Source organism: Micromonospora aurantiaca ATCC 27029 (genome assembly GCF_000145235.1).
Classification (GTDB): Bacteria; Actinomycetota; Actinomycetes; order Mycobacteriales; family Micromonosporaceae; genus Micromonospora; species Micromonospora aurantiaca.
Genome location: NC_014391.1, coordinates 4,930,727 through 4,953,909 on the forward strand (window position 1 = coordinate 4,930,727; position 23,183 = coordinate 4,953,909).

The following is a 23,183-nucleotide window of genomic DNA, read 5'->3' on the forward strand; positions in this document are numbered from 1 at the left end:
CGTGCCGGTGGCGGCGGTCGGGCTCCGACCGCCGCCGCAGTGCATCCTCAGAACGGCGCGGCCGGCAGGTCGCGCCGTTTCCGTAGTGGCCCGGCCAGCAGGATCAGCGGGGTCAGCGCCAGCCAGGCGGTCATCACCCGGATCGCGCCGCCCGGCCCCCACGCCGCGCCCAGCGCCCCGGCGAGCAGGGCGGCCAGCGGAATCGTCCCGTAGTTGAGCAGCTGCATGCTCACCGTGACGCGGCCGAGCAGCCGGTACGGCGTGTACGTCTGCCGGAAACTGCCCTTGACCACGTTGCCGACGGCGACGCCGAGGCTCACCAGGATCCCGCCGAGCACCAGCCAGCCGGTGCGCGCGCCGGGCCCGGCGAGCGGGATCAGCAGCGCGGGCGGGCCGGTGAGGGCACCGGCGACCAGCAGCGTCCGGGCGCTGCCGAGCCGCCGGGACAGGCGCGCGGCCAGCGCGGCGCCGATCACGCCGCCGAGGCTGGCGAGTCCGATCAGGAGGCCGACCAGCCCGGCGGGCAGCTCGGCCGAGCGGACCAGGAACACCACGAGCACGGCCTGGTAGCCGGTGAGCCCGATGTTGCTGGCCGCCCCGAAGACCGTCAGCACCCGCAGGTACGGGTCGCGGACGACGAACCGCAGCCCGGCGGCGACCTCGCGGCGCAGCGACGTCGTCCCGGCGGGACGGTGCGGCCGGGGTTCGGCCGCGCGGATGCGGCGCAGGCACAGCGCGGAGAGCAGGAAGCTCAGCGCGTCCAGCGCCACCGCGGCCACCGCGCCGACGAGCTGGGCGACCAGGCCGGCCAGCCCGGGCCCGACCAGGTAGCTCGCGGTCTGGGTGGCGTGCAGGCGGGCGTTGGCCTCGGGCACCTGCCCGGGACGCAGCAGCGTGGGCAGGTAGACCTGGTCGGCGGTCTCGAAGAAGACCCGGGCCAGTCCGGCGCCCAGCGCCACGACCAGCAGGTGGCCGACGGTGAGCAGGCCGAGCAGGGCGGCCACCGGCACGCTCGCGAACAGCGCGGCGGCGACCAGGTCGGCGGCGATCATCACGGGCCGGCGGCGGACGCGGTCGACCCACGCCCCGACCGGCAGCCCGGCGAGCAGCCACGGCAGCCACGCCGCCGCGGTGAGCACCGCCACCTGGAACGTGGTCGCGTCGAGCACCGCGACCGCGACCAGCGGCAGCGCCACGACGGTCATGTTGTTGCCCACGGCGCTGACCGTGTGGGCGGTCCAGAGCAGCCGGAAGTCGCGGTGCCGGAACAAGCCGCCGGGCGGCGCGTCGACCGGGCCGGACGTCCGCGCGGTGGCGGTCACGGCCGGCCCGGGACGCCGTGGGCGAACACGAAGACCGGTTCGCGGCGGCGCCCGTCGTCGGGCACCGTCCGGTCGGCCCACCGGGCCAGCAGCTCGATCACCTCGCGGCTGAGTTCGGCCAGCTCGTCCGGGGTCAGGTGCAGCCACTTGTCGGTGCTGAACGGCCCTTCGCCCCACGCGGCGTGCGCCTCGTCGGGCGCCGCCTGCCAGGCGCGGACCAGCTCGGCGTGCCGCTCCAGGTTGAGTGAACTGGCCGCGTCGGCCACCACCCGGGCCGCCGGGTCGTCGTCGAAGTCGCTGTTGGACCAGCGCACCCCCCGGTCGCGCAGCCGCCACCAGCGTTCCCGGCGGTCGCGGGCCAGCTCGGGCGCCTCGACCAGCAGGTCCGCGGCGGCGAGCACCTTGAGGTGGTGGCTCACGTTCGCCGGCGCCTGGCCGGTGTGCTCGGCGAGCGTGCCGACTGTGCACGGGCCGTACACCTTGAGCACGTCCATGAGCCGGCGGCGCAGTGGGTGGGCGAGCGCGGCGAGCACCCGCGAGTCGGTGACCTGCCGGACCGTGGGCTGTTCCATCCGGCGAGTCTGACATTCGCAAGAGCTGTTGCGCAATATCTCTTGCCGAATGAGCCGGACCGGGGCGCCGCGACACGACGGTCGCGGCGCCGGACGGTCAGGCGGTCAGCCGGCGGGACAGTTCGTCGGCCACGTCCCGGGCGATCTGCGGCGGGATGGCCTCGGCGATCTTCTCCGGCGGCAGCCCGGCCAGCACCCCGGAGACGATCTGCTGCTCGTCGGTGAAGTCCTTGCCGGACAACTCGTTCACCTGCGCCACGAGTGCCGGCCAGGCGCGCAGCATCGCCAGCATCTGCTGCAACGGCGAGTTCGCCATGGGCGGGTTGACCAGCCCGGTGGTGTTCGCCGGCGAGATGAGCCAGTTGCGCAGGTTCTGCAGGTCGGCCAGGACGTCGCCGACCGTACGGCTCTTCGAGCCGGTGTTCCCGATGAGCTTGTCGGTCTGTTCCATGTCGTCCTCCGGTTTCACGACGGCGATCATCCCGATCGCGGTGAGGTAGCGGCGGAACAGCGGGGTCTGGTCCCGCCCCGCCTTTGTGGAGTCGCGGAAGAAGCTGAAGTGGGTGTGGAACAGGTGGCTGCTGTCGCCGCCGGTCCGCCGTCCCAGCCGGTCCCAGCGGCGCACCGTCCGCCCGTCCGGGGAGTAGATGATCTCCCGGATGTCCCGGGTGTCGGCCGCGTTCGCGGCGCACTGCGCCACCATCCAGGCGGAGAAGGTCCGCAGGTTGTGCGTGCCGCCGCCGGAGCGGACCGAGAACGTGCCGACGTCCAGCGCTGACGCGTACAACGTGAGCCCGGACCGGTCCCGGCTGGACTCCACCACCGAGTAGTCGTTCGTGACGACCCGGTCGGAGCCGCAGTGGTAACCGCCACGGTGGTTCACGTCGCCGACGATGCCGACCTCCGCCGGCTCCAGGTCGTCGGCGCGTACGGCGTTCTTGTCGACGTTGAGATAGGTGAGTAACAGGTTCCGGACGGCCAGCAGGTTCGCCGGGGCCGACGTCATGGCAGCTCCCCTTCCGATCGATGACCGGCGAGGGCACGACAATCACACCGCGTGATGACATGCGATCCGCGGACGCGCCCCGCCGGATAACTGCACGGCACCGGGCACTTGCTCCGAGCTTAACCACGGTTAGGCAGAAGTGCCCAGCTCAGGGGCGCTTTTTTGAACTATCAGCCCGCTGTGGACGGTGCCGGCACGAGCGGCAGCACCAACACCGAGGGATGCTCACGATCGTGGAGGATCTCCCGCCAGCCAGCACGGAGGGTCACAGCGGTGCCGAGCGGCTCACCGGTGCCGGGGTTGCGCGCGTAGCGGGGGTGGGCGCCACCGGAGACCTGCACCCGCAGCCGGTGCCCGGACGCGAAGCGGTACGCCGTCGGCCAGAGCGTCACCGGCACGGTGACCACTCCGGACGGATCACGCGGGAACCGCCCGGGCTCGACGCGGACCAGGCCGTCGCAGACGTTCCAGGAGCGCCCGCGCCGGTCCACGTCGCACAGACGCACGAACACGTCCAGGTACGACAGTTCGCTGCGCAGGTGGATCTCGGCGCGTACCGGCCCGGCCACCTCGACCGGGTCGCGCAGCGGCTCGCTGGTGTAGGTGAGCACGTCCGGGCGCGCCTCGACCGGCCGGTTGTCCACCGCGCCGGCCCGCTGGGCCACCAGCAGCGGGCCACCGAGCGACGGGGTGGGGTCGGCCGGGTCGTACCAGATCCGGTCCGGTGCGCCGTGCTCCTGCGGTTCCGGGGCCAGCCCGCCGGCGGATCGCAGGTGCCATCGCGCGGGTGTGGCCGGTGGCGGCCAGTCCGGCAGGTCGCGCCAGCCGCCGCCGTCGCCGCCGACGTGCACCCGTACCGGCGCGCGTTCCGGCCCGGGCCGCCCGGCCAGGTGGGTGTCGAGCCAGTCCAGGCCCTCCCGCAGCGACGCCAGGAGCAGCCCCGGGCTGCCGTGCGTCCACGGCCCGACGACCAGGCGGGTCCGCGTCCCGGCGGCCCGCAGACGGGCGTAGTCGTCGAGCTGGGCCGGCAGGAAGATGTCCTGCCAGCCGCTGACCATCGCCACCGGGGCCCGGACCTCGGTGATCCGGTCGCCGAAGACCCGGGTACGCCAGTAGTCGGCGTCGGGGGTGTGGTGACGCAGCCACTCCTGGAAGAACGGCACCGTCACGCCGGTGGCGACCCGGTCCGCCTCGGCCAGCGGCAGGTGCGCCAGGGCGCGGGCGAGCCGGGGCTGGCCGCGTTTGAGCTCCCACTGCCGAGCCAGCCAGGGCACCGTCTGCGCCTGGAGCAGCTCGGCCCAGGTGAGCACCGTGTCCAGCGCGAACGACTCCCCCGCGTACGTGGAGTCGCGGGTGGCCGACGCGGTCACCACGGCGACCATCGCCCGCAGCTCGTCGCCCGCCTCGGCGGCGAGCGCCCACTGCACGAAGCCCTGGTAGCTGGCGCCGAACATGCCGAACGCGCCGGTCCACCACCGCTGGCGGCGCAGCCAGTCCAGCGTGTCCAGGCCGTCGTCGCGCTCGTGCACGAGCGGCGCGAACTCGCCGCCGGAACCGAACGTGCCGCGGCACGACTGGATCACCACGTGGAAACCCCGCTCGGCGATCAGGCGGCCCAGCAGCCGGACCGGCCCGCCCCGCCCGTACGGGGTGCGGATCAGCACGCACGGCGCGGCGGGCAGACCGGGCGCGTAGTGGTCGGTGCGCAGCGTCACCCCGTCGCGTACCCGGACCGGGATGTCCCGGGTGACGGCGACCCGCCCGGTGCGGGCGGCGGGCAGTCGCAGCGCCGCGGTGGCGGCCCGGGTGACCAGCCGCATGATCAGTCGGCCGGGCCGGAGGCGTCGCCGCGACGGGGAGCGGCGCGGATCTCGTCCCGGTGGGTACGCATGGAGTGCACCATCTCGGCCATGAACCGGTGCACCACGGCCAGCTCGTCGTCGCTGAAGCGGTCCATCACCTCGTCGGTACGGCGACCCAGCGGCCCGAAGAAGCTCTGCGCCAGCGTCGCGCCGCGGTCGGCGTAGTGCAGGAGGATCTTGCGACGGTCGGCGGTGTCCCGGTCGCGCCGGATGTGGCCGCCGCGCTCCAGCCGGTCGACCAGCGCGGTCACCGAGCCGGAGGAGAGGTTGAGCGCCTCGCCGAGCCGGCCGGGGGTGATCGGGTCGCCCACCAGCTCGGCCTCCATGACCGCGATCAGGGCGTACAGGTCGGTGGCGTTGAGTCCGTGCAGCCCGGCGAACGCGTGCCCGATGTGCTGCGCGTCGACCGAGTAACGACGCAGGTCGTTGGTGATGTCGGCCACCATGCGCCCGCGTGGGTCGTCACGTCGCCGGTACATCCTGTGCGCCGCCACCGCTTGCCGCCACCCCCTGTCGAACAGTTCCGGTTGCAGCATAGAACCACCGCGGATAATCTCGCTCATCAAGATACTCGTTAAGAGAGAATCCCCCGCGACCAATATGTGAGGGCATCAGATGTCTCTGTTCACCCGCGTCGTCCGGGGCCGGCTGGCCGCCTGGCTCACGCTGGCCGCCGCACTCGTCGTCGGCGTGGTCGCCTTCGGGCTACCGAAGCCGGACAATCCGGCGCCCGTCTCCGACACCGGCCTGTCCGTGGAGTGGCAGTCGACGCAGGTCGAGCGGCTCCAGGAGCAGTTGCCCTCCAAGGACGCCCAGACCGCCCTGGTGGTGGTCAGCCGCGCCGACCGGGCCCCGTTGAGCGGGGCCGACCGCAGCGTGCTCGACGGCCTCGGCGGCGAGTTGAGCTCGCTCGCCGCCGGCGGGCGGGTCTCCCCCGCCCAGGTCTCCCCGGACGGCACTGTGGCGCTGGTCGCGGTGCCGCTGTCCACCGAGGGCGGCCCGTCGGCGGTGGTCGACGAGGTGGAGAAGCTCCGCGAGGCCGTCGGTGACCTGCCCGGCGAGCTGACCGTCGAGGTCACCGGCGGGCCCGCGTTCACCGCCGACCTGGGCAAGGTGTTCCAGGGCGCGGACACCACCCTGCTGCTGGTCACCGCCGCCGTGGTGGCGGTGCTGCTGCTCGTCACCTACCGCAGCCCGTTCCTGTGGCTGGTACCGCTGCTGGTGGTGGGCGCCACCGAGCAGATCACGCTGCGCGTGGTGGAGTCCCTCGTCCCCGCCTTCGGCATCTACCTGCCCAGCGGGCAGGTCACCGGCATCGCCAGCGTGCTGGTGTTCGGCGCCGCCACCAACTACGCGCTGCTGCTCATCGCCCGCTACCGGGAGGAACTGCGCCGCGAGGAGGACCGGTTCGCCGCCATGCGGTCGGCGCTGCGCCGCACCGCCGAGCCGATCCTGGCCAGCGGCAGCACCGTCGTCCTCGGCGTGCTCACGCTGCTGCTGTCCGAGCAGGAGACCAACCGGGCGCTCGCCCTGGCCTGCGCCACCGGTGTGATCCTCGCCATGCTCTCCGCCCTGTTCGTGCTCCCCGCCGCGCTGCTGCTGTTCGGCCGGGGCCTGTTCTGGCCCTTCGTCCCCCGCGTCGGCAGTGCCGCCCGCGAGGGCCGGATCTGGGGCCGCCTCGGCGAGCTGGTGGTCCGCCGGCCGCTGCCGGTCGCCGCGCTCGCAGTCCTGCTGCTCGCCGGCCTCGCCCTCGGCGGCCTGGGCATCCGCACCGGGCTGTCCGAGACCGAGCAGTTCAGCGAGAAGCCCGAGGCGGTCGCCGGAGCCGAGACGCTCGCCCGGGCGTTCCCGGCCGGCAGCACCCAGCCGGTCGCGGTGCTCACCACCCCGCAGGCCGCCCAGGCGGTCCTCGCCGCGGCGAGCGGCGTCGACGGGGTCGCCTCGGCGCGGCCCGGCGCCGCCGGGGACCGGGTCGCCCAGATCGACGTGGTGCTCACCGCCGAGCCGGGCAGCGCCGCCTCCGACCGGGCCGTGGTGGCGCTGCGCGACGCCGTGTCCGCCGTACCGGACTCGGCACCGCCCGCCGTGGAGGGCGCGGACGCCCCCGACGGTGCCCTGGTCGGTGGCTCGGTCGCGGCCACCTACGACTCGAACGAGGCCAACACCAAGGACCTCCAGCTGATCCTGCCGCTCATCCTGCTGCTGGTCGGCGCGGTGCTGGTGCTGCTGCTGCGCGGGCTCCTGGCGCCGCTGCTGCTGGTGCTCACAGTCATCGGCTCGTTCTTCGCCAGCCTCGGCGCGGCCTGGTTGCTCTTCGACCACGTGCTGGACTTCCCGGCGCTGGACAGCGGGGTGCTGCTGCTCGCGTTCGTGTTCCTGGTGGCGCTCGGCGTCGACTACAACATCTTCCTGGTCACCCGGGCCCGGGAGGACGCGCGCCGCACCGGCACCCGCGACGGCATGCTGTCGGCGCTGCGGGTCACCGGCGGCGTGATCACCAGCGCGGGCATCCTGCTGGCCGCGGTGTTCGCGGTGCTCGGCGTGCTGCCGCTGATCACGCTCACCCAGATCGGCATCATCGTCTGCATCGGCGTGCTGCTGGACACGCTGCTGGTCCGTACCGTCCTGGTGCCGGCGCTGGCGTTCCTGCTCGGCGACCGGTTCTGGTGGCCCGGACGGATCACCCGGGACGCCGACGCGCCCGCCGCGACGCCGGCCGAGCCGGTCGCCGCGCGGGACTGACCAGACGGGCGGGGGCCGGCGCGTACGCCGGCCCCCGCCCGTCCGTCCGGTCGCTCAGAAGCTCAGGCACTCGCACTCGGTCATCAGCGCCCGCACGTTGCGCACGTACTGCGGGTTGGGGATGGTCAGCGGCTGATCCTCCCGCGCGACCGCGCCGTGCCCGTAGTTGTAGGCAGCGATCACGGCGTTGAGCAGGCAGGAGTTCAGCTCGGCGGTGCACAGCGAGGCGTCGAGCCGGTAGTCGGACTCGAAGTACATGTCGCCGATGTACTTGGTCAGCCAGGCCAGGTAGGTGCCGCCCAGATAGGCGTTGTCCCGGTAGGCGTCGATGTCGTACGACTGGCCGAAGCGCTGGTTCATCCACTCCGCCGTGGCCGGCATGACCTGCATCAGCCCGACCCCGCCGTCACAGGCGATGATGTTGGACTGCCACCCGCTCTCCTGCCAGGCGGTGGCCTTCAGCAGCGCCGACGGGATGCGGATGTCCGGCGCCGACGTCGGCCAGTACGTCCGCGCCGCCGCGTCGGCGAGCGCCGCCTTCACCTGACTCTGGCTGGCCTTGGTGCCCCGGTAGCTCGGCTTGCAGCCGTCGTCCACCGGCTTCGGCGGCGCCGGTGGCACCTGGGTCTCGGTCGGCGGCTTCGGCCGGGCCAGCGGCGCCGTGGTCGTGCGCGACGGCTTGGCCCGCGGCTTCGGTTTCGCCGACGCGCTCGGGCTGGGCCGGCCGCCCATCGCCGCGACCGCCGGTGGCTCCTCGCTCGGCGCGTCGGCGGGCGCCTCCTGCGGTTGCTCCGCCGGGGCCGCCGTGGGCAGGTCCGCAGCGACCTCCCGGACCGGCCGTTCCTCCTCGCCGCACGCCGTCAGCGTGGCCGCCGCGAGCAGCGCCACCACTGTCACGGCCCATCGGCCGAGTCCTCGCCGCATCGGACCTCCCCGTAGTCCCCCGTCGGCGCACCCTAGCAAGGATCGACGGGTCCGGGGGGTACCCGCGACGCGGACCGGCGGCGCCGGGGCCGGGGCGGCGACTCCCCCGCCACCGCGTCGGCCGGCCGTTCGCCGCGGTCCGCGCCGGCCGGTCGCTCGTCCCGGTCGGCCAGCCGGTCCCGGGTCGCCCACGCCACCACGAAGACGGTCGTCCACGCGAGGCCCAGCAGCACCGCCGTGACGGTGCCGCTCGCCGTACTGAAGCCCAGGTAGAGCCGCGCGCCGGTGACAGTGACCACCCCCGCCGACGCGGCCGTCCACACCGCCGCGCCCACCGGCCAGCGGGCCCCCCGCGACAGCAGCCAGGCGAGCGTGCCGAAACTCGCGGTCACCACCGCGTTCTGGGTCGGGAACAGGTCACCGGGGCGGTCCGGGCCACCCGGGCCGGTCAGGTCCGCGACGACGACGAGCAGCACCAGCGGCACGGCGGCGCCGACAGTGCCCAGCACGCCGAGCGGGTCGGCCCGCCACGACCGGCCCCGCCGCGCCACCACCGCGGCGACCAGGGCGACCGCGGCGATCAGCACCCAGCCGCGCAGCACCGACACCGCCAGCAGCGCCGTGTCGACCACCCCGGGGGTACGCCGGGCGGCGAACCAGTCGGCGACCAGCCCGTCGAGGACCCCGAGCCCGCTGTGCGCGACGACCGCCTCCAGCAGGACCGCCACGGCCAGCCCGGCGACGAACAGCAGCGCCAGTCCCAGCGCCAGGTTGATCAGCAGCGTCCAGGCCGGGCCGACCCGCATGGCGACCAGGAAGAACAGCACCCCGTACCGGGCCCGCACCCAGCGCAGCGGCGGCAACGCGGCGGCCCGCGCCGTGAGCGCGCGTACCGGGTCCGGGTTGCGCCCCAGCCAGCGGCCCGCGAGGACCACGGCGAGCAGGCACAGCAGCAGGGCCAGCACCGCGCCGGTGGCCCGGCCGAGCAGCTTCGACACCCGCTCGTACGACTCACCGGCCAGGTAGCCGGCCAGCACCGAGGCGCCGACCCAGCTCGCGACCCCGGCGAGGTTCCACGGCGCGAACCGCCGGTACGGCATCCCCGCCGACCCGGCCAGCCGGGGCGCCAGGGTGCGGGCGAACGCGATCCAGCGGGCCGCGAGGACGCCCCGGCCGCCGAGGCGCTCCAGCAGCGAGTCGGCGCGCCGCCACCGGTGCGCGCCGATCCGGGCACCCACGCCCGAGGCGCGCAGACGGGGGCCGTACCGGCGGCCCGCCCGCCACGCGAGTGTGTCTCCGATCACGGCGGCGGCGGTCATGGCCACCAGCACGGGCGCGAGGCGCAGCGTCCCCGCGTACGCTAGGAAGCCGACCAGAAGCAGGGTCGCCTCGCCGGGCATCAGCAGCCCGACGATCACCGCGGTCTCCGCCGCGACGATCGCCGCGGCGGCCACGTAGATCAGCAGGGGCGGCAGCTCCTGCAGCCAGCTCAGCAGGTCAGGCATCGGACACCCCGCACGGGTGTCAGCATGCCAGTCGCTGGAACGGTCGGCACAGCACTTTCGACGCAGATCCGGGTTGTCTCGGGGTGACCCCGAGGCGTGCCCCGGCAACCGCAGACAGGAGTATGGAGGGTATGCAGCTACGCACCGACCTCCGCAACGTCGCCATCATCGCCCACGTCGACCACGGCAAGACGACCCTGGTCGACGCCATGTTGCGGCAGGCCGGCGCCTACGGCGCCCGTGGTGAGACCACCGAGCGGGTCATGGACTCGATGGACCTCGAGCGCGAGAAGGGCATCACCATCCTCGCCAAGAACACCGGCGTGCGGTACCTGCCGGCGGACGGCTCGGAGGCCGTCACCATCAACATCATCGACACCCCCGGTCACGCCGACTTCGGCGGCGAGGTCGAGCGCGGCCTGACCATGGTCGACGGTGTCGTGCTGCTCGTCGACGCCAGCGAGGGTCCGCTCCCGCAGACCCGGTTCGTGCTCCGCAAGGCGCTGCGCGCCCGGCTGCCGATCATCCTGGTGATCAACAAGGTGGACCGTCCGGACGCCCGGATCAAGGAGGTCGTGGACGACACCTACGAGCTGTTCCTCGACCTGGACGCCGACGAGGAGCAGATCGACTTCCCGATCGTCTACGCCTGCGCCCGCGACGGCATCGCCTCGCTGACCCAGCCCGCCGACGGCGCGGTCCCGGACGACAGCAGCAGCCTGGAGCCGCTGTTCCGCACCCTGCTGGACACCATCCCCGCGCCCGCGTACGACGAGGGCGCGCCGCTGCAGGCGCACGTCACCAACCTCGACGCCTCGCCGTTCCTGGGCCGGCTCGCGCTGTGCCGGGTCCGCCAGGGCACGATCAGCAAGGGCCAGACCGTGGCCTGGTGCCGCACCGACGGCAGCACCCAGCGGGTACGCATCTCCGAGCTGCTGATGACCGAGGGCCTGGAGCGCAAGCCGGCCGAGTCCGCCGGGCCGGGCGACATCATCGCCGTCGCCGGCATCCCGGAGATCATGATCGGGGAGACGCTCGCCGACGCCGAGAACCCGGTGCCGCTGCCGCTGATCACCGTGGACGAGCCGGCCATCTCGATGACCATCGGCACCAACACCTCGCCGCTCGTCGGCCGGGTCAAGGGCGCCAAGGTCACCGCCCGGATGGTCAAGGACCGGCTCGACAAGGAGCTGATCGGCAACGTGTCGCTGCGGGTGCTGCCCACCGAGCGGCCGGACGCCTGGGAGGTGCAGGGCCGCGGCGAGCTGGCCCTGGCGATCCTGGTCGAGCAGATGCGCCGCGAGTCCTTCGAGCTGACCGTCGGCAAGCCGCAGGTCGTCACCAAGGAGATCGACGGCAAGACCTGCGAGCCGGTCGAGCGGCTGACCATCGACTCCCCGGAGGAGTACCTGGGTGCGATCACCCAGCTCCTGGCCACCCGCAAGGGCCGGATGGAGCAGCTGGTCAACCACGGCACCGGCTGGATCCGGATGGAGTGGCTGGTCCCGGCGCGCGGCCTGATCGGCTTCCGGACCGAGTTCCTCACCGAGACCCGCGGCACCGGCATCCTGCACCACGTCTTCGAGTCGTACGAGCCGTGGTTCGGCGAGCTGCGCACCCGCAACAACGGGTCGCTGGTCGCCGACCGGGCCGGGGCGGTCACCGCGTTCGCGATGACCAACCTCCAGGAGCGCGGCCAGCTCTTCGTCGAGCCGGGCACCGAGGTGTACGAGGGCATGATCGTCGGCGAGAACTCCCGCTCCGACGACATGGACGTCAACATCACCAAGGAGAAGAAGCTCACCAACATGCGCTCGTCGACGGCCGACGAGACCGAGAAGCTGATCCCGCCGCGCAAGCTGTCCCTGGAGCAGGCGCTGGAGTTCTGCCGCGAGGACGAGTGCGTCGAGGTCACCCCGGCCGCGGTGCGCATCCGCAAGGTGGTGCTGGACCAGACCCAGCGCGGCCGGATGGCCGCCCGCCGCAAGCACGCCGGCTGATCCACCAGCTCACCAGCCCCACCCGGAGCCCGGCCCGCCCTAGGCGGACCGGGCTCCCCCCGTCCCCACCGTCCCCACCGTTCCCCTCACCCGTCTCCGCCCGCCCCGCCGCTGCCCGCCGCCGGACGATCATGAGGTTGGCGGCAGTCAAGGAGATCAAATCCGCCGCCAACTTCATGATCGACGGGGTGGGCGCGAGGCGGCGAGGGCGAGGGTGGGGGTGGGGGTGGGGTCAGTGGGGTTTGGTGGCCTCCAGGGCCAGGACGTCGGGGATCGGGCCGGAGCCGGACTCGACCACCCGGGTCAGCCGCAGGCCGGCGGCCGCCACGGCGTCCAGCAGGCCGGCCAGGGGCAGATGCCACGCGCCCACCCGCGCCCGCACCCCGGTCGCGTTCCACGAGCGGACCGTGCGGTCCCGCGAGGCGTACCCGCCGTCGATCACGATCCGCTCCGGCTCGGACCGGTCGGCGAACGCGCCCACGAAGCACGGGTGCACCCCGACGTGCAGCAGCCGGCCGCCGGGCGCCAGCACCCGCGCCGCCTCGGCGACCGCCGCCGGATAGTCCGGCATGTCGGTGTGCGCGAGCACGCAGACCACCGCCGGTACGGCGCCGGTGGCGAGCGGCAACGCGGTCGCGTCGGCGCGGGCCACCGGCAGCCGGGCGCGGGCGTGGCGTAGCTGCCCGCCGGACAGGTCCACTCCCACCGGTGTCCACCCGAGACGCCGCAGCTCGGCCGCGTGCGCCCCGGTGCCGCAGCACAGGTCCACGCACCGCCCCGGGCCGTCACCGAGCAGGTCGGCCAGCACCGACCGGACCCGGTCCATGTAGACCGACGAGGTCTCGCTGGCGTACTCCTCGTACCAGTCGGCGATGTCGTCGTACAGCGGGGTCGTCATCTCCGCACGCTAGCCCCGCCCCCGTGGTCGCCGCTGCCCCGCGTACGCCCCGAAGATCGGCTACGGTGCGCACATGATCTGGGAGGACCTCGACGCGCACCTGGACCGGGTGCCCGGCACCGTCTCCGCGTACGTGGGCCGCCCCGGCGCGCGGCCCACGTGGACGCGGCGGGCCGACGCCACCCACTACGCGGCGAGCACGATGAAGCTCGCCGTGCTGGTGGCGCTGTTCCGCGCCGCCGAGGCCGGCCGGCTCGACCTGGACGCGCCGGTGCCGGTGCGCAACTCGTTCGACTCCGCGCTGCCGGGCGTGCCCCGGTTCGCCAACGACCGCGACTACGACAACGACGAGGCGGTCTGGGACCGCGTCGGCGGCGAGGCGCCACTGCGCTGGCTCGCCGAACGGATGATCATCCGGTCCAGCAACCTCGCCACGAACATCTGCATCGGCCAGGTGGGGCTGCCCGCGGTGGCGCAGGCGTGGGCGCTCGCCGGGGCGCGGCACAGCGTCACCGGCCGCGGCATCGAGGACTTCGCCGCCCGCGACTCCGGCATCGACAACCTGGTCACCGCCGCCGACCTGGCCGCCGTGCTCGGTGAGCTGGCGCTCGGCGCGACCCGGCCCGGCCGGCTCGCCTCGCCGGCCGGCTGCGCCGCCATGCTCGACGTGCTCGTCGCGCAGGAACACCGCGAGGACCTGGCCGCCGGGCTGCCCGACGGCACCCGGATCGCGCACAAGAACGGCTGGGTACGCGGCGTACGCCACGGCGCGGGAGTGGTGTTCCCGGACGACGCGCCGCCGTACACGATCGTCGTCTGCACCACCACCGACCTGGCCGACGGCGGCGCGGACGGCGACGAGGTCGAGGACGACGCCTGCCGGCTGATCGCGCACGTCTCCGAGCGGGTCTGGGCCGCCCGGCACGACCTGGCCGGCTGACCCGGCTACTCCAGCAGCCGCTCGCGCAGCGCGGCGCGGTCCGCGTCGGTCACCCCCAGACCGTCCCGCAGGTACGCGTCGAACGAGCCGTGCGCGCGGCGCACCTCGTCGTAGGCGGCGTCCAGGTATTCCGGGCGCACCTCCAGCAGCGGCCGGGCCACCGCCGGGTCCAGGTCCGGCCGGCGCTGGATCATCGCGGACAGCAGCACCTCGCGCAGGCTCTCGGTCAGCTCGTTGTGCACCAGGTAGTCGGCGCGGATCGCCTCATCCTCCACGCCCAGCGCGGTCAGCAGCACCACCGACAGCCAGCCGGTGCGGTCCTTGCCGGCCGAGCAGTGGAACAACAGCGGCAGGTTCGCGCCTTCGGCGGCCAGCCGCACCGCCGCACCGAACCCGGCCCGCGCCGACTCCCCGGTGACGAACCAGCGGTAGATCGCCGTCATCGCCCCCGGCATGCCCTCGCGGGCCAGCGCCGCGTACGCGTCCAGGTCGTGGCCCTGCAACACCGCCGAGACGTACGTGAACACCGGGTGTGCCGCGTCGTAGACCGGCAGGTGCACGGTGCGGGGCTCCCCGACCAGCCGGTCCGGCGGGGCCACCGCCTGCTCGTGGACGTCACGCAGGTCCACCACGCACGCCGGTCCCAGCTTGCCCAGCACCGGCAGGTCCTCGTCGGTGAGCCGGCCCAGCGCGGGCGTGCGGATGAGCTGCCCCGCCCGTACCCGCCGCCCGTCGGTCGTCGGCAGTCCACCCAGGTCACGCGCGTTCGGCGCGCCCACCAGCTCCCATTCCCGCCCGGCCATCGGCCCTCCCCTGCTCGCCGCCAGTTGGCTATAGGGTGCCCCACATGACGATCGCCGCGGTACGCACCCACCGTCTGTCGGCCCCCTTACACACCCCGTTCGTCACCGCGCTGCGCCGCACCACCACCGTGGACACCCTGGTCGTGGAGGTGGTCGACGGCGACGGCCGGTCCGGCTTCGGGGAGGCGCCGCAGGTCTGGCAGGTCACCGGCGCGTCGGTGGCGGGCGCCGAGGCGTGCGTACGCGAACTGCTCGCGCCGCTGCTGATCGGCCGCGACGCCGACGACCTCCAGGCCGCCTGTGCCCTGGTGCACCGCGCCGTGGTGGGCAACGAGTCGGCGAAGGCGGCGCTCGACGTGGCGCTGCACGACCTGGCCGCGCGGCGGCTCGGCGTACCCCTGGTGCGTCTGCTCGGTGGCACGGCGCTGCGCGTGCCGACCGACGTCACGCTGGCCGCCGGTGACGCGGTCGACCTGGCCGCGACGGCGGCGCGGCGCGGCGCCGAGGGGTTCACGGTGCTCAAGCTCAAGGTCGGCACGGACGCCCGCGGCGACCTGGACCGGGTCCGCGCGGTGCGCGCCGCGGTCGGCCCGGACGTACGGATCCGGCTGGACGCCAACCAGGGCTGGACGCCCCGGGAGGCGGTGCGGGTGATCCGCGCGATCGAGGACGCGGGGCTCGACGTGGAGCTGGTCGAGCAGCCGGTGCACCGCCGCGACCTGGACGGGCTGGCCTGGGTCAGCGACCGGGTGGACCTGCCGATCCTGGCCGACGAGTCGGTCTTCGACGTGCGCGACCTGGTCGAGGTGATCCGGCGGCGGGCCGCCGACATGGTCAACGTGAAGCTGGCCAAGTGCGGCGGCCTGCAACCGGCCCGCACGCTGCTCGACCTGGCCGCCGCGCACGGCATGGGCACCATCGTCGGCTCGATGATGGAGGGCCCGGTGGGGGTCGGCGCCGCGGCCAGCCTGGTCGCCGCCTACGGCACCACTGCCGTGTCGGACCTCGACGCCGCCTGGTGGCTGGCCTGGTCGCCGGTCAGCGGCGGCATCCGGTACGAGGGCGCGAGCGTGCTGCTGCCGGACGCGCCGGGCCTGGGAGTCACCGGACTGCGTGAAGCTAAAATTCAGACACATGCTTGAGCAACGTCAGAATTTTTCATATGGTCGCCCCGACGACCACCGCAGAGAGGGGTACGCGTGGCGCCTCAGCCCGGCCGCCGGGCCGTCGTACGGGTACCGGTGGCGACCCTCTGGACCGCGCCCGAGGCGGTACGTCCGATCGACTGCCCCGCCCTCGCCGGCTCCCCCGACGTGGCCGCCTGGATCGCGGGCATGGACCGCGACCAGCTCGTCGGCGACTGCGTCCTGACCCAGCTGCTGCTCGGCGAGCCGGTGCGCGTCACCGAGACCCGGCCGGACGGCTGGGTGCGGGTGGTGGCGCTGGGCCAGCCCGCGGCGAAGCTCGGTGCCGACGGCTACCCGGGGTGGCTGCGGGCCGCCCACCTGGCCGATCCGGCCGACGCCGACCCGTCCTCCCCTGATCCGACCGACGTCGGCCCGGCCGGCCCCGCTCTGTCCGGCCCCGCTTCGGCCGCACCGGCACCGGCCGGTGCTGGTCCGGCCGGTCCTGGTCCGGCCGGTTCCGGCTCGGCCGCCGACGCCCCGCTGACTGTCGACGTCGCCCACACCGCGTTGCGCGCCGAGCCGGACGGCGACGCGGCGCTCACCGGCGTGGTCCTCGGCACCCGGCTCACCCCGGCCGGCCCGCCGGTGGACGGCAGACGCCCGGTCCGCGTACCCGGGCGGGCCGACCCGCTCTGGGCCACGGAGGACGACCTGGTGCCGCTGCCCGCCGAGCGTCCCGAGGCCGAGCAGGTGCTCGCGGTCGCCGAACGGCTGCGTGACCTGGTCTACGTCTGGGGCGGCATGTCCACCGACGGCATCGACTGCTCCGGGCTGGTGCACCTGGCCTGGCGGCGGTACGGGATCACGCTGCCGCGCGACGCCGACGACCAGGCGGCGGCGACCTCGCGGGTGCCGCTGGACGCCGAACGCCCCGGCGACCTCTACTTCTTCGCCCGGCCCGGCCGGCGCATCCACCACGTCGGGATCGTGTCGGCAGAGCCGCGCGGCGGCCGGCGGCGGATGCTGCACGCCTGCTACCTGACCCGCCGGGTGGTCGAGGAGGAGCTGCCGGCCGACCGGACCGCCACCCTCGTCGGCGCCTACCGCGTCTGACCCCTGACACGCCGCGGGGCGCCCCCCGGGGATGGGAGCGCCCCTACGGTACGGGTGGGTCAGCGGCGGGCCTGGGCCAGTTCCCGGCGCCGGTCCCGGGACGACTTCGCCAGGCTGGCAGCGGTGGCCACGGCCAGGGTGCCGAGGATGACAGTGAGCGAGAGCCAGATCGGGATGTGCGGGGCCCACGCCACGTGCTCGCCGCCGTTGATGAACGGCAGGTTGTTCTCGGCCAGCGCCTCCAGCACCAGCTTCACGCCGATGAAGCCGAGCACCACCGCCAGGCCGTAGCTGAGGTAGATGAGCCGGTCCAGCAGGCCGCCGAGCAGGAAGTAGAGCTGCCGCAGTCCCATCAGCGCGAACACGTTGGCGGTGAAGACCAGGTACGGCTCCTGGGTGATGCCGAAGATCGCCGGGATCGAGTCCAGCGCGAAGATCAGGTCGGTGGTGCCGATCGCGATCATCACGATCAGCATCGGGGTGAACAGGCGCCGCCCGTGCTCGTGGGTGGTCATCCGCGCCCCGTCGTAGTCCCGGGACAGCGGGAGCGCCTTGCGGCTCCACCGGATCAGCAGGTTCTCGCTGAACTCGTCCTCGTCCGGCTCGCCCTGCCGGGCCAGGTTCACCGCGGTGTAGATGAGGAACGCGCCGAAGATGTAGAACACCCAGGAGAACTGGGAGATCAGCGCCGCGCCGGCCGCGATGAAACCACCACGCATGATCAGCGCCAGGATGATGCCGACGAGCAGCACCTTCTGCTGGTACTGCCGGGGCACCCCGAACCGGGCCATGATGATCACGAAGACGAAGAGGTTGTCCACCGAGAGGCTGTACTCGGTGAGCCAGCCCGTGTAGAACTCGCCTGCGACGCGGCCACCCGCGGTCAGCCAGAGCACCACGCCGAAGAGCAGGGCCAGGCCGACGTAGAAGCCCACCCACAGGCTGGACTCGCGGACGCTCGGCTCGTGCGGCCGCCGGCCGATGATGAACAGGTCGGCGAGCAGGACCGCGATCATCGCGATCAGCGTTACCGCCCACACCAATGCGGACACGTTCAAATCCATCCTCCGGCAGACACGCTGCGTCGGGCACACCGTACGCCGGGTGTGGTGCCGGGGTGCGTCGACGCTGACAGGGGTGACTGTCGGAGGTCTCTTCCGCCGGAGCCCGGGTGCCGGGTTCCGACCGACGGAGCCGGGTCGGGCCACCGGGGGTGCCGGCGCTCTTCCGTGCTGACGACTCCGTCGCGGGGGAATACTCCCCTCCTCGGCCGCCATTGTTCACCATCGCACCCAGGTGGCGCATCTCCGGGCCACCCGTCGATCTCTCGACGTGCTGCGGCTCACGTCGCGCGGCGCGTCCTAGGAGGCTAGCCATCCCTCGTGGGCGGCGCGCCGGGACGTCACCCGGGACGTACCGGCGGCGGGCCGGCATGGCAGGCTGCCTGCATGGTTCTTGAGGTCGCGCTGATCGATGTCACGCCCGGACACGAGGACGAGTTCGCCGCCGCCTACGCGCAGGCGCGGCCGATCCTCGCCGGCGCCGAAGGCTGCCGCTCCGTGCGGATGACCCGGGGCGTGGAGTCGCCCACCCGGTTCGTGCTGCTCGTCGAGTGGGACTCGGTGGAGGCGCACGACGTGAACTTCCGCCAGACCGAGCGGTTCGCGCAGTGGCGCGGGCTGATCGGCCCGCACTTCGCCGGCCCGCCGCTGGTCGAGCACTTCATCGACGTTCCGGCCTGAACTGTCGTACCCCTGCCGTAGCCTGCGCGCTGCGCGGCCACCGGTCCCGACGGGCATCGGGGGCGCCGGGCCCGGTGGTCGCGCCTCACCGGCGGCGGGCCGTGCGGCTCACTCCAGCTCGTGCGGATCGCGCGGCCGGGGCACCGGCGCCGCACCGAGCCGCCGGGCCACCAGCTCGGCGGAGGCGTCCGCCGGCAGCGCCGCCGCCAGCAGCCGCTCGATGACCCGCTCGTAGTGGGCCACATCCGCCTCGGCGACCAGCCGCAGGTCGGTGGTGAGCGTCTCCACCAGCACCGTGCGCGGGTCCTCCGGATCCGGGTAGGCGTAGTACGAGAACGGCGCCAGCGGGTGCGGCCCGCCGCCGCTCGACGCCGCGGAACGCAGCACCCGGACGGTGACGCGTGACCGTTCGCCGAGCGCGAGCAGATGCCGCATCTGGTCGCGCCACACGTCCGCGGGCAGGCCGTCCGGGTCGCAGACACGCTCGTCCAACAGTGCGGTGTAGTGCGGCGGGTCCGGCCGGATCAGCAGTTCCTGGCGTGCCACCCGGGCGCGCACGTCGGCCTCCACGTCCACCTCCCCGCCGAGTGCCGCACCGGCCGACACGCACAGGCGGGCGTACGCCGGGGTCTGGAGCAGGCCGGGCACGAGCACGCACTGGTACTCCACGATGCGCTCCGCGCCCGCCTCCAGCTCGGCGTACGCCCGCTGGCGCTCCCCCATCTCGCCGAGCGCCTTCGACCAGCCCCGGCCGGTGGCGGCGTCGCGGGCGATGACGATCAGCTCGTCGCGCTGCGGTGACGGCACCTCGTAGACGTCGAGCAGGTCGAGCACGTCGGCCAGGTCGGGCCGGCTCTGCCCCAGCTCGATGCGGGACAGCTTCGACGTGGACGCCCAGCCCAGCCGGGCGCAGACCTGTTCGAGTGTGAGCGACTCGCGACGACGCAGCCGGCGCAGCTCCACGCCGAGCCTCGCCCTCCGGACCACAGGACTTGCTGACAACGGCATGCACGCCTCCCGGGAGGGAGCGTACGCATCACCGTCACGCTCGGCAATACCTCGCCCACACAGCGCAACCGTACGGGCTGAGCGCTCAGGGGCGGTAGGTGCCGAACGACCACACCAGCCCGGCCAGGTCGCGGGCGGCGTAGTCACGGGAGCCGTAGTCGGTGTCGAACGGCGCCCGGACGATCTCCGCCCCGGCCGCCCGGGCCCGCTCGTGATGCGCGTCCACGTCGTCGAGCGCCACGTAGACGCGGTAGTCGTCGTCGGCGGGCCGGGACCGCGGCGCCGGGCCTGGGCCGAGCATCACCAGGTCGTCGCCGTACGCCAGCTCGGCGTGGCCGATCGTGCCGTCGGGGAGTTCGTGGGCCTCGCGCACCGTGAAGCCGAACGCGGAACAGAGGAAGTCGGCGGCGGCTCGCACGTCGGGATACCGCAGGACCGGATAGATGCTTCGCATGAACGTCAGTCTGCCGCCGGGGCGGTCAGGCCGGATTGGACGAATGCGATCCGGGTGCGGTCAGCGCGGCCGGAGTGGCGCCGGCGAACTCGCGGAACTCCCGGATCAGGTGCGACTGGTCGTAGTAGCCCCACCGGGCGGCCCGCTCCGCCCACCCGGCGTCGTCCGGCACGGCGGCGTCCGCGGTGAGCAGCGTCCGGCCCAGGCTCGCGTACGCCCGCTCGAAGCGCAGCAGGCGGGCGACGGTCTTCGGCGGCAGGCCGAACTCCCGCCGGAACCGGACCGACAGGTGGCGGCGGGACCAGCCCAGTTCCCCGGCGAGCGTGGTCACGCCGACCGCTCCCCCGCTGCCGTCCAGACGCCGCCAGGCCGCCGCCAGGTGCGGGTCCAGCGGCGCGGTCGCCGCCAGCCGTGCGGCCAGGGCGGCGTCGAGCCGGGCGAAGCGCTCCGGCCAGCCCGGCTCGCCGGCCAGCTCGTCGCGCAGCCGGGCCAGCCAGCCCGCCACCGCGTCGAGAGGCACCACCCGGTTGGTCAGCTCGGCCAGGGGCAGCCCGAGCAGGCGGCGTGCCGCCGGGGCGGTGAGCAGCACCTGCACCCCGGTGCCGGTTCCGGCCGTCCGGGTGGCGCACCAGCCGTCGAACGGGCCGGCCAGGAAGGCGTTGGCGGCGTACGCGCCCTCACCGGGGGCACGCGGGTCGGTCACGTCGAGGGGGTCGCCCCAGCCGAGGATCAGCACCACGAACGCGCCCGCCACCTCCCGGCGTACGAGCGGGACGGGCGCGTCCTCGCGGTAGCCGAGGTAGCGGTCCACCCACTGGCGCAGCCGCGGGTCGGGCCGCCCGATGACGGCCTCGGTCAGCATCGCGCCGCCTCGGCCGTCACGCCGGTCACCGGACCCCTGCGGCGTCCATCCCGCGCAGCTCCTTCTTGAGGTCGGCCACCTCGTCGCGGATCCGCGCGGCCAGCTCGAACTGCAGCTCGCGCGCGGCGGCGAGCATCTGGTCGTTGAGCTCCTGGATGAGGTTGGCCAGGTCGGCCCGGGCCATCCCCTCCCGCGACGGGGTGGCCGCGGCGCCCCGGCGGCTGCGGGTCTCCTTGACCGGCGCCTTGCCCCGCGACAACTGCCGCACGGCCCCGCCGACGTTGCTGTTCTCGGTGTCCTCCGCCTCGCGATAGATGTCGTCGAGGATGTCGTGGATCTTCTTGCGCAGCGGCTCCGGCTTGATGCCGTTCGCCTCGTTGTGCGCGATCTGCTTGGCCCGGCGCCGGTTGGTCTCGTCGATCGCGTCCGCCATCGACGGCGTGATCTTGTCGGCGTACATGTGGACCTGGCCGGAGACGTTACGGGCCGCGCGACCGATGGTCTGGATCAGCGACCGGCCGCTGCGCAGGAAGCCCTCCTTGTCGGCGTCGAGGATCGCCACGAGCGAGACCTCGGGCAGGTCGAGACCCTCCCGGAGCAGGTTGATGCCGACCAGCACGTCGTAGTCGCCCTTGCGCAGCTCGCGCAGCAGCTCGACACGGCGCAGGGTGTCGACCTCGGAGTGCAGGTAGCGCACCCGGATGCCGTTCTCCAGCAGGTAGTCGGAGAGGTCCTCGGCCATCTTCTTGGTGAGCGTGGTGACGAGCACCCGCTCGTCCCGCTCGGTACGCAGCTTGATCTCGTGCATGAGGTCGTCGATCTGCCCCTTGGTCGGCTTGACCACCACCTCGGGGTCGATCAGGCCGGTGGGCCGGATCACCTGCTCGACGAACTCGCCCTGCGCCTGCTCCAGCTCCCACGGGCCGGGGGTGGCGGAGAGGAAGACCATCTGGCCCACCCGCTCCAGGAACTCGTCGAAGCGCAGCGGCCGGTTGTCGGCGGCGCTGGGGAGCCGGAAGCCGTGGTCGATGAGCATCCGCTTGCGGGAGGCGTCGCCCTCGTACATGCCGCCGATCTGCGGGATGGTCACGTGCGACTCGTCGACCACCGTGAGGAAGTCGTCGGGGAAGTAGTCGAGCAGGCAGTGCGGCGGACTGCCCGGCAGCCGGCCGTCGATGTGCATGGAGTAGTTCTCGATGCCGGAGCAGAAGCCCACCTGGCGCATCATCTCGATGTCGTAGGTGGTGCGCATGCGCAGCCGCTGGGCCTCCAGCAGCTTGCCCTGCCGTTCCAGCTCGGCCAGCCGCTCGCCCAGCTCGGCCTCGATGTCGCGGATCGCCCGTTCCATCCGCTCGGGACCGGCGGCGTAGTGCGTGGCCGGGAAGATCATCAGGCTGTCGACCTCGCGGACCACGTCACCGGTCAGCGGGTTGAGGTAGTAGAGCTTCTCGATCTCGTCACCGAACAGCTCGATCCGGACCGCCAGCTCCTCGTACGCCGGGATGATCTCCAGCGTGTCGCCGCGGACCCGGAAGGTGCCGCGCTGGAAGGCCATGTCGTTGCGCGCGTATTGAATGTCGACCAGCCGGCGCAGCAGCTGGTCACGGTCCAGCTCCTGCCCGACCTTGACCCGCACGGCCCGGTCGAGGTATTCCTCCGGCGTGCCCAGGCCGTAGATCGCCGAGACGGTGGCGACCACGATGACGTCCCGCCGGGTGAGCAGCGACATCGTGGCCGAGTGCCGCAGCCGCTCCACCTCCTCGTTGATCGAGGAGTCCTTCTCGATGTAGGTGTCGGTCTGCGGGATGTAGGCCTCGGGCTGGTAGTAGTCGTAGTAGGAGACGAAGTATTCGACCGCGTTGTGCGGCATCAGCTCGCCGAACTCCTTCGCGAGCTGGGCGGCGAGGGTCTTGTTGGGGGCGAGCACCAGGGTCGGCCGCTGGAGCCGCTCGACCAGCCACGCCGTGGTGGCGCTCTTGCCCGTGCCGGTCGCGCCGAGCAGCACCGTGTTGCGGTCGCCGCGCCGCACGCGACGCTCAAGCTCGTCGATGGCAGCCGGCTGGTCACCGGCCGGCTGGAACTCACTGACGACCTGGAAGCGGCCGTCGAGCCGGGGAATGTCGAGCGCCATGACACCAACCGTACGCCCGCGGTCCGACACTTCCGGCCACGACCACCGACCGTCCCTGATCGGCTTCGATATTCCCATTGTGTGGCTCATCTCACCGGTCTACCCTCGTACCGTAGGCCGCTCGCGGCGGCCGACCGGGCCGGTGATCGCCCCTCGCGGGCCGGTCGCCCCC

The 23,183-nt window shown here is 73.4% G+C and carries 20 protein-coding genes; 6 read left to right on the forward strand and 14 right to left on the reverse strand.

Annotation, left to right across the window (positions count from 1 at the left end; all coding sequences use genetic code 11):
- Nucleotides 1–47: 47 nt before the first annotated feature.
- The 5 genes from MICAU_RS21670 to MICAU_RS21690 all read right to left on the reverse strand — a co-directional run bounded on the left by MICAU_RS21670 (nt 48) and on the right by MICAU_RS21690 (nt 5,241).
- Entirely contained in the window at nt 48–1,322 is a 1,275-nt protein-coding gene (locus MICAU_RS21670) for an MFS transporter (RefSeq protein WP_013287481.1), read from the reverse strand.
- Entirely contained in the window at nt 1,319–1,894 is a 576-nt protein-coding gene (locus tag MICAU_RS21675) for an ArsR/SmtB family transcription factor (RefSeq protein WP_013287482.1), read from the reverse strand. The genes MICAU_RS21670 and MICAU_RS21675 overlap by 4 nt, the downstream gene beginning before the upstream one ends.
- Nucleotides 1,895–1,991: 97 nt before the next feature.
- Nucleotides 1,992–2,900 (reverse strand): hypothetical protein, encoded by a 909-nt coding sequence (locus MICAU_RS21680; protein WP_013287483.1) that lies wholly within the window; start codon nt 2,898–2,900, stop codon nt 1,992–1,994.
- A gap of 170 nt (nt 2,901–3,070) precedes the next feature.
- Entirely contained in the window at nt 3,071–4,720 is a 1,650-nt protein-coding gene (locus tag MICAU_RS21685; protein ID WP_013287484.1) for a CocE/NonD family hydrolase, read from the reverse strand.
- Between the two features lie 2 nt (nt 4,721–4,722).
- Nucleotides 4,723–5,241, reverse strand: coding sequence for a MarR family winged helix-turn-helix transcriptional regulator (locus tag MICAU_RS21690; protein WP_030274141.1), 519 nt, complete (start codon nt 5,239–5,241; stop codon nt 4,723–4,725).
- 136 nt (nt 5,242–5,377) lie between these two features.
- On the opposite strand from MICAU_RS21690, the gene MICAU_RS21695 reads away from it, so the two are divergent.
- Nucleotides 5,378–7,504: an MMPL family transporter gene (locus MICAU_RS21695; RefSeq protein ID WP_013287486.1), complete on the forward strand. Its 2,127-nt coding sequence runs from the start codon at nt 5,378–5,380 to the stop codon at nt 7,502–7,504.
- A gap of 54 nt (nt 7,505–7,558) precedes the next feature.
- On the opposite strand, the gene MICAU_RS21700 is transcribed toward MICAU_RS21695, so the two are convergent.
- Together MICAU_RS21700 and MICAU_RS21705 are read right to left on the reverse strand one after the other, a co-directional pair.
- Nucleotides 7,559–8,428 (reverse strand): lytic transglycosylase domain-containing protein, encoded by an 870-nt coding sequence (locus MICAU_RS21700; protein ID WP_013287487.1) that lies wholly within the window; start codon nt 8,426–8,428, stop codon nt 7,559–7,561.
- A 32-nt stretch (nt 8,429–8,460) separates the two neighbouring features.
- The gene (locus MICAU_RS21705; protein ID WP_013287488.1) at nt 8,461–9,933 is read right to left on the reverse strand and encodes a DedA family protein; all 1,473 of its coding nucleotides are present in this window, start codon (nt 9,931–9,933) and stop codon (nt 8,461–8,463) included.
- Nucleotides 9,934–10,064: 131 nt separating this feature from the next.
- On the opposite strand from MICAU_RS21705, the gene typA reads away from it, so the two are divergent.
- The gene (typA, locus tag MICAU_RS21710) at nt 10,065–11,933 is read left to right on the forward strand and encodes a translational GTPase TypA (RefSeq protein ID WP_013287489.1); all 1,869 of its coding nucleotides are present in this window, start codon (nt 10,065–10,067) and stop codon (nt 11,931–11,933) included.
- Between the two features lie 232 nt (nt 11,934–12,165).
- Here typA and MICAU_RS21715 read toward each other — a convergent pair whose 3' ends face one another.
- On the reverse strand, nt 12,166–12,831 hold the full coding sequence (locus MICAU_RS21715) for a class I SAM-dependent methyltransferase (RefSeq protein WP_013287490.1): 666 nt from the start codon (nt 12,829–12,831) through the stop codon (nt 12,166–12,168).
- Between the two features lie 73 nt (nt 12,832–12,904).
- On the opposite strand from MICAU_RS21715, the gene MICAU_RS21720 reads away from it, so the two are divergent.
- Nucleotides 12,905–13,771 (forward strand): serine hydrolase, encoded by an 867-nt coding sequence (locus MICAU_RS21720; RefSeq protein WP_013287491.1) that lies wholly within the window; start codon nt 12,905–12,907, stop codon nt 13,769–13,771.
- A 5-nt stretch (nt 13,772–13,776) separates the two neighbouring features.
- Here the strand turns inward: MICAU_RS21720 and MICAU_RS21725 are convergent, their stop codons facing one another.
- Nucleotides 13,777–14,574: a tyrosine-protein phosphatase gene (locus MICAU_RS21725; protein ID WP_013287492.1), complete on the reverse strand. Its 798-nt coding sequence runs from the start codon at nt 14,572–14,574 to the stop codon at nt 13,777–13,779.
- Nucleotides 14,575–14,618: 44 nt separating this feature from the next.
- On the opposite strand from MICAU_RS21725, the gene MICAU_RS21730 reads away from it, so the two are divergent.
- Nucleotides 14,619–15,716 carry a mandelate racemase/muconate lactonizing enzyme family protein gene (locus tag MICAU_RS21730; protein WP_013287493.1) on the forward strand — a complete coding sequence of 366 codons (1,098 nt, stop codon included), beginning with the start codon at nt 14,619–14,621 and terminating at the stop codon, nt 15,714–15,716.
- 57 nt (nt 15,717–15,773) lie between these two features.
- Nucleotides 15,774–16,814: a C40 family peptidase gene (locus tag MICAU_RS21735; RefSeq protein WP_013287494.1), complete on the forward strand. Its 1,041-nt coding sequence runs from the start codon at nt 15,774–15,776 to the stop codon at nt 16,812–16,814.
- 59 nt (nt 16,815–16,873) lie between these two features.
- Here MICAU_RS21735 and MICAU_RS21740 read toward each other — a convergent pair whose 3' ends face one another.
- On the reverse strand, nt 16,874–17,872 hold the full coding sequence (locus MICAU_RS21740) for a TerC family protein (protein WP_013287495.1): 999 nt from the start codon (nt 17,870–17,872) through the stop codon (nt 16,874–16,876).
- Nucleotides 17,873–18,262: 390 nt separating this feature from the next.
- Here MICAU_RS21740 and MICAU_RS21745 point away from each other — a divergent pair, with 390 nt between their 5' ends.
- Nucleotides 18,263–18,556 (forward strand): antibiotic biosynthesis monooxygenase family protein, encoded by a 294-nt coding sequence (locus tag MICAU_RS21745; protein ID WP_013287496.1) that lies wholly within the window; start codon nt 18,263–18,265, stop codon nt 18,554–18,556.
- A 108-nt stretch (nt 18,557–18,664) separates the two neighbouring features.
- On the opposite strand, the gene MICAU_RS21750 is transcribed toward MICAU_RS21745, so the two are convergent.
- The 4 genes from MICAU_RS21750 to uvrB form a co-directional block, all read right to left on the reverse strand.
- Nucleotides 18,665–19,564 (reverse strand): DUF5753 domain-containing protein, encoded by a 900-nt coding sequence (locus MICAU_RS21750; RefSeq protein ID WP_013287497.1) that lies wholly within the window; start codon nt 19,562–19,564, stop codon nt 18,665–18,667.
- 85 nt (nt 19,565–19,649) lie between these two features.
- Nucleotides 19,650–20,018 carry a VOC family protein gene (locus MICAU_RS21755; protein ID WP_013287498.1) on the reverse strand — a complete coding sequence of 123 codons (369 nt, stop codon included), beginning with the start codon at nt 20,016–20,018 and terminating at the stop codon, nt 19,650–19,652.
- Between the two features lie 25 nt (nt 20,019–20,043).
- Nucleotides 20,044–20,880, reverse strand: a complete 837-nt coding sequence (locus tag MICAU_RS21760; protein WP_013287499.1) for a helix-turn-helix domain-containing protein — start codon at nt 20,878–20,880, stop codon at nt 20,044–20,046.
- A gap of 25 nt (nt 20,881–20,905) precedes the next feature.
- Nucleotides 20,906–23,011 carry an excinuclease ABC subunit UvrB gene (gene uvrB / locus MICAU_RS21765; protein ID WP_013287500.1) on the reverse strand — a complete coding sequence of 702 codons (2,106 nt, stop codon included), beginning with the start codon at nt 23,009–23,011 and terminating at the stop codon, nt 20,906–20,908.
- Nucleotides 23,012–23,183 lie beyond the last annotated feature (172 nt).